13 protein-coding genes are annotated in these 12,668 nt (G+C 61.3%); 8 read left to right on the top strand and 5 right to left on the bottom strand.

The genetic code is table 11. The features are described 5' to 3' along the window. Nucleotides 1-85 precede the first annotated feature (85 nt). A complete protein-coding gene (locus Q8M42_RS18810) occupies nt 86-673 on the bottom strand; it encodes an HAD family hydrolase (protein WP_305285230.1) in 588 nt (195 codons plus the stop codon). A gap of 16 nt (nt 674-689) precedes the next feature. Then, on the bottom strand, nt 690-1,559 hold the full coding sequence (tesB, locus tag Q8M42_RS18805) for an acyl-CoA thioesterase II (RefSeq protein ID WP_305285228.1): 870 nt from the start codon (nt 1,557-1,559) through the stop codon (nt 690-692). 184 nt (nt 1,560-1,743) lie between these two features. Between tesB and Q8M42_RS18800 the strand changes: the two genes are divergently transcribed. The 4 genes from Q8M42_RS18800 to Q8M42_RS18785 all read left to right on the top strand — a co-directional run bounded on the left by Q8M42_RS18800 (nt 1,744) and on the right by Q8M42_RS18785 (nt 5,856). Further along, the gene (locus Q8M42_RS18800) at nt 1,744-2,664 is read left to right on the top strand and encodes a histone deacetylase (protein WP_305285225.1); all 921 of its coding nucleotides are present in this window, start codon (nt 1,744-1,746) and stop codon (nt 2,662-2,664) included. Nucleotides 2,665-2,721: 57 nt separating this feature from the next. After that, the gene (gene ampC / locus Q8M42_RS18795) at nt 2,722-3,888 is read left to right on the top strand and encodes a class C beta-lactamase (protein WP_305285223.1); all 1,167 of its coding nucleotides are present in this window, start codon (nt 2,722-2,724) and stop codon (nt 3,886-3,888) included. Between the two features lie 13 nt (nt 3,889-3,901). After that, nucleotides 3,902-4,726, top strand: coding sequence for a class I SAM-dependent methyltransferase (locus Q8M42_RS18790; RefSeq protein WP_305285220.1), 825 nt, complete (start codon nt 3,902-3,904; stop codon nt 4,724-4,726). 191 nt (nt 4,727-4,917) lie between these two features. Continuing rightward, nucleotides 4,918-5,856 carry a hypothetical protein gene (locus tag Q8M42_RS18785; protein WP_305285218.1) on the top strand — a complete coding sequence of 313 codons (939 nt, stop codon included), beginning with the start codon at nt 4,918-4,920 and terminating at the stop codon, nt 5,854-5,856. 16 nt (nt 5,857-5,872) lie between these two features. Here the strand turns inward: Q8M42_RS18785 and Q8M42_RS18780 are convergent, their stop codons facing one another. Continuing rightward, entirely contained in the window at nt 5,873-7,006 is a 1,134-nt protein-coding gene (locus Q8M42_RS18780) for an aminotransferase class V-fold PLP-dependent enzyme (RefSeq protein WP_305285216.1), read from the bottom strand. Nucleotides 7,007-7,119: 113 nt separating this feature from the next. On the opposite strand from Q8M42_RS18780, the gene Q8M42_RS18775 reads away from it, so the two are divergent. The 4 genes from Q8M42_RS18775 (at nt 7,120) to Q8M42_RS18760 (ending at nt 10,362) form a co-directional block, all read left to right on the top strand. After that, the gene (locus Q8M42_RS18775; RefSeq protein ID WP_305285213.1) at nt 7,120-8,364 is read left to right on the top strand and encodes a TIGR03862 family flavoprotein; all 1,245 of its coding nucleotides are present in this window, start codon (nt 7,120-7,122) and stop codon (nt 8,362-8,364) included. An 86-nt stretch (nt 8,365-8,450) separates the two neighbouring features. Further along, entirely contained in the window at nt 8,451-9,452 is a 1,002-nt protein-coding gene (locus Q8M42_RS18770) for a response regulator (RefSeq protein ID WP_305285211.1), read from the top strand. 11 nt (nt 9,453-9,463) lie between these two features. Next, entirely contained in the window at nt 9,464-9,919 is a 456-nt protein-coding gene (locus Q8M42_RS18765; protein ID WP_275961849.1) for a PAS domain-containing protein, read from the top strand. An 80-nt stretch (nt 9,920-9,999) separates the two neighbouring features. Further along, on the top strand, nt 10,000-10,362 hold the full coding sequence (locus tag Q8M42_RS18760) for a VOC family protein (protein WP_275961850.1): 363 nt from the start codon (nt 10,000-10,002) through the stop codon (nt 10,360-10,362). Between the two features lie 33 nt (nt 10,363-10,395). Here the strand turns inward: Q8M42_RS18760 and Q8M42_RS18755 are convergent, their stop codons facing one another. Together Q8M42_RS18755 and zapE are read right to left on the bottom strand one after the other, a co-directional pair. Then, nucleotides 10,396-11,730: a DEAD/DEAH box helicase gene (locus tag Q8M42_RS18755; RefSeq protein ID WP_305285206.1), complete on the bottom strand. Its 1,335-nt coding sequence runs from the start codon at nt 11,728-11,730 to the stop codon at nt 10,396-10,398. A gap of 138 nt (nt 11,731-11,868) precedes the next feature. Beyond that, on the bottom strand, nt 11,869-12,668 hold an 800-nt coding region (zapE, locus tag Q8M42_RS18750; protein WP_305285204.1), incomplete at its 5' end, for a cell division protein ZapE.

Raw genomic sequence — 12,668 nt, 5'->3', positions numbered from 1 at the left:
ATCCGGGGCATTGCCGGATACGCGCGCCCGCAGTCCTGGATTGCGCTGCGCTTATCCAGGCTACTCGACTGACTGCGCGCGTCCGCTACAACACCTGCTGCAACGCCCGACAATCCACGGCGAAATGATCAACCAGCTCCGGCCAGGGGTTTTCCGCCAGATTGACCAGTACGCTGCGCGCGCCAGCCGCGCGGGCGCATTCCAGGTCAAAGCGGTAATCACCGACCATCACCAGCTCGCTCGGCGCGACCTGCCAGCTTCTGGCGAAATGCAGCAAGCCGCCCGGATCTGGCTTGGGCGGCGCTTCGTCACGGCCGATCACGTCCGGCACGGCAAAGCAGTCATCCAGGCCGATGGCGCGCAAGGTCAGCAGCGCCAGTTCATGGGCATTGCGGGTGAGGATGCCAAGACGGCAACCACGGCCGTGCAGCTCGCGCACCAGCTCAATCGCCCCAGGCGCCGGCTCAGCAGTCAGCGCCAGTTCGCGCTCGTGCTCCAGCAGCCAGGCATGCTTGGCCGCAGCCAGCGCTTCCGGCAGCGCCGCCAAATGGCCGAGGATGTCGTCCTCAAGGGGAATATCCAGCGCCCGCTTGATCGCCTCGAAGTCGTGCACCGCCAGGGTCAAGGTGCCGTCCATATCGAACACCCAATTGCGGGCAGCGCTCAGACTCACTTCCAATCCTCACGGCTCATTTCCAATCCTCACGGATTCGGGTCAGCCCTTCCTGGGCCACCGAGGCAACCAGCTGGCCCTGGCGATTGAAAATGCTGCCACGGGAGAAACCACGGGCATTACCGGCCCAGGGGCTGTCCATGCTGTACAGCAGCCAGTCATCCATACGCAGGTTGCCGTGGAACCACAGCGAGTGGTCGAGGCTGGCGACCTGCATAAACTTCTGCCACACCGATACGCCGTGCGGCAGCATCGAGGTGGTCAGCAGGTTGAAGTCGCTGGCGTAGCCCAGCAGATATTTGTGCAACTGCGGATCATCCGGCAGCTCGCCCGCAGCGCGAAACCACACATGCTTGGCCGGCTCACTGGGTTTGGGCGCAAAGGGATTACCAACGGTTACCGGGCGGATTTCGATTGGCTTGTCACTCACCGCCCGCTCACGCATGCGCTCTGGCAAGGCATCGACCACTAGGCGCGCCAGTTCGGTTTCCGATTTCAACTCTTCCGGCCCCGGCACTTCTGGCATCAGGTTCTGGTGATGAAAGCCTTCTTCATCGGACTGGAACGACGCGCTGCAGGTAAAGATCGGTTTGCCCTTCTGAATCGCCGTGACCCGCCGCGTGCTGAAGCTGCCGCCATCACGCACACGCTCAACCTGATAAACCACTGGCAGCGTGGCATCGCCGGGGCGCAGGAAGTAGCCGTGCATAGAATGCACATGCCGCGCGGTATCCACCGTCTGGCTGGCCGCCGAAACGCACTGCCCCAGCACCTGGCCGCCATACAACTGGCGAAAGCCGAGATCCTGGCTGACGCCTCGAAACAGATTCTCTTCGATGGTTTCCAGGGTCAGCAGGGCGACCAACTCATTCAACACCTGACTCATGCATGCTCTCCTGTAAACGCACCTGACTGGGGGCGAGATGGTAAAGACTTTGCCAACACTTGTCGGCCCGACTGAAAGATGGATGCGGACAATAATGGCAGCATTCTGGCCAATCGGGAGCCAGACTTGAGGCTTGCGCACCCATGCCGCCATACTCGCCACATCTTCGCTCGAGCACGCTCCCATGCGCCTGCCGCTGGTCTATCACGACGATTACAGCCCGCCCTTCCCAGCCGGCCACCGCTTCCCTATGGAGAAGTTCCGCCTGTTACGCGATCACCTCGTCGACAGCGGCCTGAGCACCGACGCCGAGCTGCTGCGCCCCGACCTGTGCCCAACGGACGTGCTCGCCCTGGCCCACTGCCCGGCCTATATCCAGCGCTTTGCCAGCGGCGAACTGACACACGAAGAGCAACGCCGCCTCGGCCTGCCCTGGAGCGCCGCTCTCGCGCAGCGCACTATTCGCGCCGTGGGCGGCTCGCTGCTGGCCGCCGAACAAGCCCTGCAGCATGGCCTGGCTTGCCACCTGGCTGGCGGCACCCACCATGCGCATTACGACCATCCGGCCGGCTTCTGCATCTTCAATGACCTGGCGGTGATCAGTCAGTACCTGCTGGCCAGCGGTAAAGCGCAATGCGTGCTGATCTTCGACTGCGACGTGCACCAGGGCGACGGCACCGCGCGCCTGCTGGAAAACACCCCGGAGGCGATCACCGTGTCGCTGCACTGCGAAAAGAATTACCCGGCACGCAAGGCCGCCAGCGACTGGGATATTCCCCTGCCCAACGGTATGGGCGATGACGACTACCTCAAGGTGGTCAACGACACCCTCAACTACCTGCTGCCGCTGTATCAGCCGGATATCGTGCTGTATGACGCTGGCGTCGATGTGCACCAGCACGATGCCCTCGGCTACCTCAACTTGACTGATGCCGGCATCGCTGCCCGTGACGAAGCCGTGCTCAACCACTGCCTGAGCCGCGACATCCCCGTGGTCGGACTGATCGGCGGCGGCTACGACAAGGACCGCCTGGCCCTGGCCCAGCGCCACGGCATTCTGCATCACAGCGCCGCCAAAATCTGGCAGGCACGCAGGCTGGGATAAAAGCACCACATGCGCTGTCACATCGCGCATCACCACAACCAAGGAATCTCGCACAGCATGTACGCAAAACTCAGCACCCTGTCGGCCCTGCTCGCCGCACTCACATTCGGCAGCGCCACTGCCGCGCCAGCAACCGACACGCTGCAGTCGCTGGTGGACGCAACCATTCGCCCGGTGATGGCGGAACACGATATTGCCGGCATGGCCGTGGCGATCAGCCACAACGGTCAGGCGCACTACTTCAACTATGGCGTGGCGCGGCTGGACGACCAGCAGCCCGTGACCAGCGATACCCTGTTTGAAATCGGCTCGCTGAGCAAACCGCTCACCGCCACCCTCGCCGCCCTGGCGCAAAACACCGGCAAACTGAGCCTCGGCGACAGCGCCGGCCAGCACTGGCCCGCGCTGCAAGGCAGCAAGCTGGAACACGCCAGCCTGCTCGACCTCGGCACCTACACCGCCGGCGGGTTGCCGCTGCAGTTTCCCGACAGCGTGACCGACCCAGCCAGCATGCTTGCCTATTACCGCCAGTGGCAGCCTGAATACGTGGCTGGCAGCCACAGACGCTACTCCAACCCCAGCATCGGCCTGCTCGGCTATCTCACCGCACGCAGCATGGGCCAACCCTTCCCCACACTGATGGAGGGCACGCTGTTCCCCGCACTTGGCATGTCGCACAGCTATATCCAGGTGCCGGCGGCGCAGATGCCGCGCTATGCCTACGGCTACAGCAAGGACAACCAGCCGCTGCGCGTCTCACCGGGGATGCTCGACGCCGAAGCCTACGGGGTGAAAACCAACGCCAAGGACATGCTGCGTTTTGTCCAGGCCAACCTTGATCCGGCCAGTCTCACCAAGGACCTGCAACGCGCCATCGCCATAACCCACACCGGCTATTACCGCGTCGGCGAAATGACCCAAGGCCTCGGCTGGGAGCGCTACCCCTACCCGATCAGCCTGGAGCGCCTGCAGGCCGGCAACTCCCCGGCCATGGTTCTGGAAGCACAACCCGCCACGCGCCTGCTGCCAGCGGAGTTGGAGCCGGGCGACAGCCTGTTCAACAAAACCGGCTCCACCGGCGGCTTTGGCGCCTACGCCGTATTTGTCCCCAGTCAAAACCTCGGCCTGGTCATGCTGGCCAACAAGAACTACCCCAACGCTGCCCGAATCAAGGCCGCCCACGCCATACTGAGCGCGCTGGATAAGCCATCCCCCACACACTGAATGGAATCCCGTCATGGATGACTCGTTTGCCCTGAACAAAGCCAACTGGAACGAGCGCGCCGCCTTGCATGCGGCGTCGCCCGATTACCAAACTCAGCTGTTTATCGCTTCACCCACGCACTTATCCGAGGTGGTTCGCTTTGATCTGCCGCGCCTTGGCGATATGCGCGGCCTGCGCGCGATGCACCTGCAGTGCCATATCGGCACCGACACCCTGTCGCTGGCCCGCCTCGGCGCGCAGATAAGCGGGTTGGACTTCTCATCCGCCTCCCTGGAACAGGCCCGTAAGCTGGCAAATGCCTGCGGTGAGCAGATCGAATTTGTCGAAGCCTCGGTCTACGACGCCGCCAAGGTGCTCGGCGAGCAATCATTCGATCTGGTTTACACCGGCATCGGCGCGCTGAACTGGCTACCGCATATCGATGACTGGGCGCGCAATGTCGCCGCCCTGCTCAAGCCCGGCGGCCGCCTGTTTCTGCGCGAGATGCATCCCGTACTGATGACGCTCGATCAGGACCGCCAGGATGCTCTGCAGATGATCCATTCCTACTTTGAACATAGCGAGCCACAGGTCTGGAATGACGAGTACAGCTATGTGGTCAGCGACAGCAAACTGACTGCCACCACTACCCACGAATGGAACCACGGCCTGGGCGAAATCATCACCGCGCTGCTACGCCACGGCATGAACCTGACGGCCCTGGAAGAACACACCAGCCTGCCCTGGGACGCCCTGCCGGGCCAGATGACTCTGGGTGAGAATGGTGAGTGGCGGCTGAATAGCCAGCCGGAACGACTACCACTGAGCTATACGCTACAGGCGGTAAAGGTCGGCTAAACCGAAGGATGGTGTTGGGCGCAGCGATACCTATCGGCAGTTAATGCCGATGGGTTATAGAAGCAGGTGAGCTGGGAAATGGATTAACAGGGCATTACTGATGGATATTGTTTTGCTCAACCCAAACTACGTTTTGCCCTGGACCGCGTTTAAATAGCATTCATATTGGCTTTGTAATCACGGTGATAGTGATGCCATTAAAAACCGACGACATACCATGCCGCGAGGCTCGCAAAGCTCAACGTGAGCTTTATGAGTCAGCCCATACGTTATTTATGGATAGGCTTGAAGTCTTCATTGACCCTATCGAATATCCATTGCCATACGACCTTTCAAAGGAAATTCAGGAGGCCTACTGGGGCCCCGCGTTTATGTCGCTAGCCATAGCTAGCGAGCTGAAAGAGTCCATCAATCAACTCCACGCCTGGTACGGTTACTTGGTCGACTGGTCCATCTGGATTGATGTGCTCAAGCAGTTCCATGGAAGTGAGGAATGGTATGTGCGCCGGCAGTATGTCGAGCAGCTGGCCTTCTACTGCATGCTGCAGCCAAGTGCCACGCGCGAGCGCTTTGGCTCAATCGCAACCAACGCCATACACCAAGCAAATTTAGCGCTTCAAGAAAACTACAAGGATCGATTGGATCAGGATCAATCTGGCCACCTAAACCGCAAAAAACGCATAGAACAACTCAAGCGCATAGGCGCTCATTACAGATGCTTCGCTTCTTTTCAACAGGCGCTTACTTGTTTAGATGACAAAGCCTTCAGCAGAACAAGCTACAACTTTCGAGATCTGGCCAACCACGGAATTGCTCCCCGGTTTGAACAAGGTGAAACCAGCTTCGTAAAGCGCTCCATTGAGCCGTGGAGCGAGCTAATTGAACAACCCAACGGAACAGCCCTACTCGTTGACCACCCGACAAAAAAGGTCGTGTGTTACGGTTTCGGCGGGACGGCTCCATTGACTTTCAATCAAGCTCACGATGCCTGCTGGCAGGAGTATTTAAAGGGAATAAAGCTATTTCATGCCTACCAAGCACTCCTGCGCGAGCTCTTGAATGCACTATCTCAGCGCTATCCCAAAGCGGGCATCAGTGACACAAATAACGAGCCGAAACCCACCGTATAGAAAAGTTAGGCACCGGTTACCCCGCCAACACCTTATCCAACGCCTGCCCCAGGGTCGCTACGGTGCGTTCGATATTGCCCAGCTTGTCCAACCCGAACAGGCCCAGGCGGAAGGTCTGGAAATCCGCCGGCTCATCACACTGCAACGGCACGCCAGCGGCTATCTGCAGGCCTTGGGCGGCGAATTTGCTGCCGTTTTTGATGCTGGCGTCGGTGGTGTAGCAGACCACCACACCTGGGGCTTCGAAGCCTTCAGCGGCGACGCTTTTAAAGCCTTTGCTGGCGAGCAAGGCGCGCACACGTTCGCCGAGCTCCTGCTGCTGGTTGCGCACGGTGGCAAAACCGATGGCTTCGGCCTCGCGCATGGCATCGCGGAAACGCGCCAGGGCATCGCTGGGCATGGTGGCGTGGTAAGCGTGGCCGCCCTGCTCATAGGCGTGCATGATCTGCAGCCACTTCTTCAGGTCGCAGGCAAAGCTGGTGCTCTGAGTGGCTTCAACGCGGGCCTGGGCGGCTTCGCTCAACATAACCAGGGCGCAACACGGCGAGGCACTCCAGCCTTTCTGTGGGGCGCTGATAAGGACGTCGATGCCGCAGGCCTGCATATCCACCCAAAGGGTGCCCGAGGCGATGCAATCGAGCACAAGCAGGCCGCCCACCGCATGCACGGCATCCGCCACGGCGCGCAGGTAGCCGTCCGGCAGGATCATCCCGGACGATGTTTCCACATGCGGGGCGAACACCACCTGGGGCTTTTCCGCGGCGATAACGGCCAGCACATCGACCAGCCGCGGCGGGGAAAACGCCGCCTGGCTACCCTCAGCTACCGGGCGAGCCTTGAGCACAATCGATTCAGAGGGGATCTGGCCCATCTCGAAAATCTGCGTCCAGCGGTAACTGAACCAGCCATTGCGCAGCACCAGGCACTTCTGCCCGGTGGCCAGCTGACGCGCCACCGCTTCCATGCCATAGGTACCGCTACCGGGCACGATGGCCATGGCATGGGCGTTGTAGACCTGTTTCAGGGTGCTGGAAATATCCTTCATCACGCCCTGAAACGACTGCGACATGTGGTTGAGGGAGCGGTCGGTGTAGACCACCGAGTATTCGATCAGGCCGTCGGGGTCGATGCTGGGATAGAGGTCAGACATAAGGGGCTCCAGGCAGAAATTCACCCCGCGACCCTGCCCGAAGCCGGGGCAAATGACAAGGTCGCGGCGGCCTCGGTTAGAATGCACACCATTAATCCCCACCCGATATCGCCATGACCGACAACCGCCAACCACCCGCCCCTCGCGTTGCCATTATCGGCGGCGGCCCTGCCGGGCTGATGGCGGCTGAAGTACTGGCCCAGGGCGGCGTGCAGGTCGATCTTTACGACGGCATGCCGTCGGTGGGGCGCAAGTTCCTTTTGGCCGGGGTGGGCGGCATGAATATCACCCATTCCGAGGCCAAGCCGGCCTTTGTCGCCCGCTACGGCCAGCGTCAGGCGGAAGTAGCCGGCCTGCTGCAGGATTTCGATGCCGACGCCCTGCGTACCTGGATTCATGACCTGGGCATCGACACCTTTGTCGGCACCTCGGGCCGGGTATTCCCCACCGATATGAAAGCCGCACCGCTGCTGCGCGCCTGGCTCAAGCGCCTGCGCGAGCTGGGCGTGCAAATACACACCCGGCATCGCTGGCTGGGCTGGGATAACCACGGCGCGCTGCGTATCGCCTCGCCCACCGGCGAACGCACAGTGAATGCCGACGCCACCCTGCTGGCCCTGGGCGGCGGCAGCTGGGCGCGGCTGGGTTCGGATGGCGCCTGGGTTAGCCTACTGCAAGCACGCGGCGTGCAGGTCGCGCCCTTGCAGGCGAGCAACTGTGGCTTCGATGTCAGCGCCTGGAGCCCGTTTCTGCGGGACAAGTTTGCCGGCGCACCGCTAAAGAACGTCAGCCTTAACCTGGCCGCTGCAGCACCGCGCCTGGGCGAGTTTGTGCTGACTGCCAGTGGTATCGAAGGCAGCCTGGTGTATGCCTTGTCGGCGGCTATTCGCGAAACGATCAACCAGCACGGCAGCGCTACCGTACACCTCGATCTGCTGCCGCAAACGTCGCTGGCTAAGTTGCAGACGGCCCTGAGCAAACCGCGCGGCTCGCAGTCCATGGCCAAGCACCTGCATCGCCAGGCTGGGATCGACGGGGTCAAAGCCGCCTTGCTGCGCGAGCTGGCCAGCGCTGCTGCCTTTAATGATCCGGCGCTGCTGGCCAGCGCGATCAAATCCCTGCCGATCACCCTGATTCGCCCACGGCCGCTGGATGAAGCCATCAGTACGGCCGGCGGCGTGCCCTTCGAGCAACTGAACGGCCAGCTGATGCTCAAGGCCCTGCCGGGCACCTTCTGCGCCGGAGAAATGCTCGACTGGGAAGCGCCCACCGGCGGTTATCTGCTGACCGCCTGCTTTGCCAGCGGCCGCCGCGCCGCCCAGGGCATGCTTGAATGGCTCAAGTACCGCGCCGAATAAGCCGCCGCGCACAATCTCAAGCGACTATGCTTGAGGGAAACCGCCCCAGAGCGGTGCTCTTCAACGCGCACAGGTAACCTCCAGCCGTGATCCCTCTAGTGGTCTGCGACGACTCGAACATGGCGCGCAAGCAGTTGATTCGCGCCCTGCCGCCCGAATGGCCAGTGACCATCAGCCAGGCCACCAATGGCCAGGAAGCGCTGACTGCGCTACGCCAAGGGCTGGGCCAGGTAATGCTGCTGGACCTGACCATGCCAGTGATGGATGGCTACGAAACCCTCGCTGCGCTACGCGCCGAAGGCCTGGCCTGCAAGGTGGTGGTGGTTTCCGGTGATGTGCAGGAAGAGGCCGTAAGGCGGGTCAAGGAACTCGGCGCGCTGGCCTTTATCAAGAAGCCTGCCGACCCCGAAATACTGCGCGCCACCCTGCTCGAGCTCGGCCTGTTCGACCCCAAAGCCACGCCTGGCGCCATCGCCCAGGCGGCGGTGCTCGATGATCTGAAAGTAAATTTCCGCGATGCCCTGCGCGAGGTCACCAACGTCGCCATGGGCCGCGCCGCCGCATTGCTGGCCAAGGCGCTCGGGGTCTTTGTGCAGTTGCCGGTGCCGCAGGTGAATATCTTCGAGGTCAGCGAGCTGCATATGACCCTGACCGATGCCATGCGCGGCGAGCGCCTGAGCGCGGTGTGCCAGGGTTTTATTGGCGATGGCATCGCCGGCGAGTCGCTGCTGCTGTTCCATGACTCGGAAGTCGCCGATATGGCGCGCCTGCTCAACTGGCAGCCAAAGGATGACCTGGAAACCTCGGAAATGCTTCTGGATCTGGCCAGCATCCTGATCGGCGCGTGCCTGGCCGGGATTGCCGAGCAGATCGACGTGCGCTTCTCCCAGGGCCATCCGCAATTGCTCGGCCAGCATTCTTCCATCGAGCGACTGATTCACCTCAATCAGCGCCGCTGGAAAAAGACCCTGGCGGTGGAAATCAGCTACAGCCTGGAGGCGCACAACATCCACTTCGACCTGCTGCTGCTGTTTACCGAAGACTCGATCAAGCGCCTGACCAACAAGATCAACTACCTGATGAACTAGGCGGTACGTCCATGCCCGCACAGATAGATATTCAAGAGGTGCACTGGCTGCTCGATATCGTGCAGTGCATCGATGTCGGGGTCATCGTCCTCGACCGCCAGTACCAGGTGGAAGTATGGAACAGCTTTATGGAGAACCATTCGGGCATGGGCCCGGACGAGGTGCACGGTAAAACCCTGTTCAGCCTGTTCCCGGAGATTAACGAAACCTGGCTACGGCGCAAGGTCGATACCGTGGTGCAGCTCGGCACCCGCGCGTTCAGCTTATGGGAGCAGCACCCCTACCTGATGCACTTCAAGAACTACCAACCGATCACCGGCCAGGAAGACTTTATGTATCAGAACGTCACCCTGCTGCCGCTGGCCGGGGCCAAGGGTGATGTGGAGCATATCTGCGTGGTGATCTACGACATGACTGCCGCCGCGACCCACAAGAAGCAACTGGAAGCGGCGCAGGCCAGCCGTTAATCTCTGCTCGCCAGGCCCCGTTAGAGGGCCGGCGCAACCGTTATCAGCCTGTTCGACATCACTCGTGCAGGAGTCATCCGATGCTGCAAAGCGTTGAACTGAAAACCTTCGTACCGGCCCGCGATTTCGCCTTGAGTCAGGCGTTCTACCGTGCCTTGGGCTTCAAACCCGGCTGGGTCGGTGATGACCTGGCCTATTTCAGCCACGGCGATCACTGTGCTTTTTTACTGCAGGACTTCTACGTCAAGGAGCAGGCAGAGAACTTCGTTATGCACCTGCTGGTGGAAAACGTCGACGCCTGGTGGCAGAAGGTGCTGGATGAGCAGCTTGGCGAGCGCTTCGGCGTACGCCTGGTGCCACCCCAGGATCAGCCCTGGGGCATGCGCGATTTTGTGATCATCGACCCCAGCGGCGTGCTCTGGCGGATTGCACAGAACATTTAGCCTATCTGGTGGACAAGCTTCGCGTTGTCCACCCTACGGCTTTCTGCCGCCCTTGGGCTTGCCGCCAAAGCTTGGCACCTTGCGCACCACCTTGACCGACGGCGCGGCTGGTTCGTCGGCTTCCATCCAGCGCCCAAGGCTGCCGCCTTTGCCGCCACCGACCACTTTCGGCTTCTTGGCCTTCTTCGGTTTTTTCACCACCTGGCCACCGGGCAGGGTCTGCGGTACGCGGTGGTCGGGGATAAAGTCCGGCTCGTCGATGCGCTGCAGCACTTGCTGGGTCAGGGTTTCGATGGCCGAGAGCAGCTGCACTTCATCGGCGCAGACCAGCGACACCGCCTGACCGGTGGTGCCCGCACGGCCGGTACGGCCGATGCGGTGTACATAGTCTTCGGCAACAATCGGCAGGTCGAAATTGACCACCAGCGGCATGTCGTCGATATCCAGGCCACGGGCTGCCACATCGGTGGCCACCAGTACCTTGACCTCGCCGTCCTTGAAACGCTGCAGCGCGCGCTGGCGGGTGGCCTGCGGCTTGTCGCCATGGATCGAGTCGGCGCTGATGCCGTGGCGCTGCAGCTCGGCTTCCAGCTCATCAACGCCTTTGCGGGTTTTCACGAACACCAAAGCCTGGCTCCAGCGCTTGGCCTGGTACAGATGCAGAAACAGCTCGCTCTTGCGCTTCTTGTCCACCGGGATCAGCCACTGCTTAACCGACTTGGCCGCAGCGTTGCGCGGGCTGACTTCAATGCTCAGCGGATCATTGAGCATCTCACCGGCCATGCTGCGGATCGCTTCGGAGAAGGTCGCGGAGAACAACAGGGTCTGACGTTTTTTCGGCAGTGCGCGGAACACACTGTCCAACTCGTTGGCAAACCCCAGGTCGAGCATGCGGTCGGCTTCATCCAGCACCAGGGTTTGCACCTGGTTGAACTTCACCGCGTTCTGCCGGAACAGATCGAGCAAGCGGCCTGGGGTGGCCACCAGCACGTCCACGCCTTTACGCAGTTTCATCATCTGCGGGTTGATGCTCACCCCGCCATACACCGCATAACTGCGCAGCGGCAGATGCTGGCCGTAGGTTATAAAGCTCTGCAGCACCTGCTCGGCCAGCTCACGAGTCGGCACCAGCACCAGCGCGCGCACTGAGTTGCTGGCAACCTCTGGCCCTTCCATCATCAACCGCTGCAACACTGGCAGGGCAAAACCGGCGGTTTTGCCGGTGCCGGTCTGCGCCGCGGCCATCAGGTCGCGGCCTTGCAGGACCGGCACAATGGCCTGGGCCTGCACGGCGGTGGGGGTTTTGTAGTCGAGGCTGTCGAGGGTGCGTAGCAGTGGCTCGATCAGGCCGAGGGAGGCAAACGTCATAGGGCTAACCGCTGAAATAAGTCGATGGCGCAGAGTTTATCCTGCTTGGGCGCAGACGGCCCGGCTGTCTTCAGCTGGCCATCAACTGCAAAGCCCGGAATGATCCGGGCTTTAAGGTATGAGCGTACGCGTGTTGAGTTAAGGCTTGTGCGGCCGCGCGAGAAACTCGTGGGATTGCATTTCCAGCAGACGACTCAGCGTGCGCTGGAACTCGAAGGTCAGGCGACCACCGGTGTAGAGGTCTTTCAGCTCCACTTCGGCAGAGATGATCAGTTTGACGTTGCGGTCGTAGAACTCATCCACCAGGTTGATAAAGCGCCGCGCCATATCGTCCTTGGCGGTGCTCATCTGCTCGACGTTAGCCAGCAGGACGGCGTGGAAGATCTTACCCAGTTCGATGTAGTCGTTCTGGCTGCGCGGGCCATCGCACAGTTCGCGGAAATCGAACCAGGCCACGTCATCGCCGACCTTGCGCGCGACGATGGCGCGGTTCTCGATCATCAGCGCCTCGTTTTCCTGCACCTCGCAGTGCTCGGGCAACAGGCTGACGAAACTCTTCTGCAGGCTTTCCTCGGCGGCGGCATCCAGCGGCCAGTGGAACAGTTCGGCCTGTTCCAGGGCGCGCAGGCGGTAATCGATACCGCTGTCGACGTTGACGATTTCGGTGTGCTGCTTGAGCAGGGCGATGGCCGGCAGGAAGCGCGCGCGCTGCAAGCCATCCTTGTACAGGCCGTCGGGTACGATGTTGGAAGTGGCGACCAGGCTGACGCCGTTCTTGAACAGCTCTTCCAGCAGGGTGGCGAGGATCATCGCGTCGGTAATATCGCTGACGAAAAATTCGTCGAAGCAGATCACCCGTGCCTCATCGGCGAAACGCTTGCCGATGATAGTGAGCGGGTTCTTTTCGCCCTTAAGGGTGCGCATTTCTTCATGCACGC

Origin of the sequence: Pseudomonas sp., from assembly GCF_030684895.1 — a bacterium.
GTDB lineage: Bacteria > Pseudomonadota > Gammaproteobacteria > Pseudomonadales > Pseudomonadaceae > Aquipseudomonas.
Note: the sequence above shows the minus strand (reverse complement) of the source record. Positions and strands in the feature narration are given on the sequence as shown.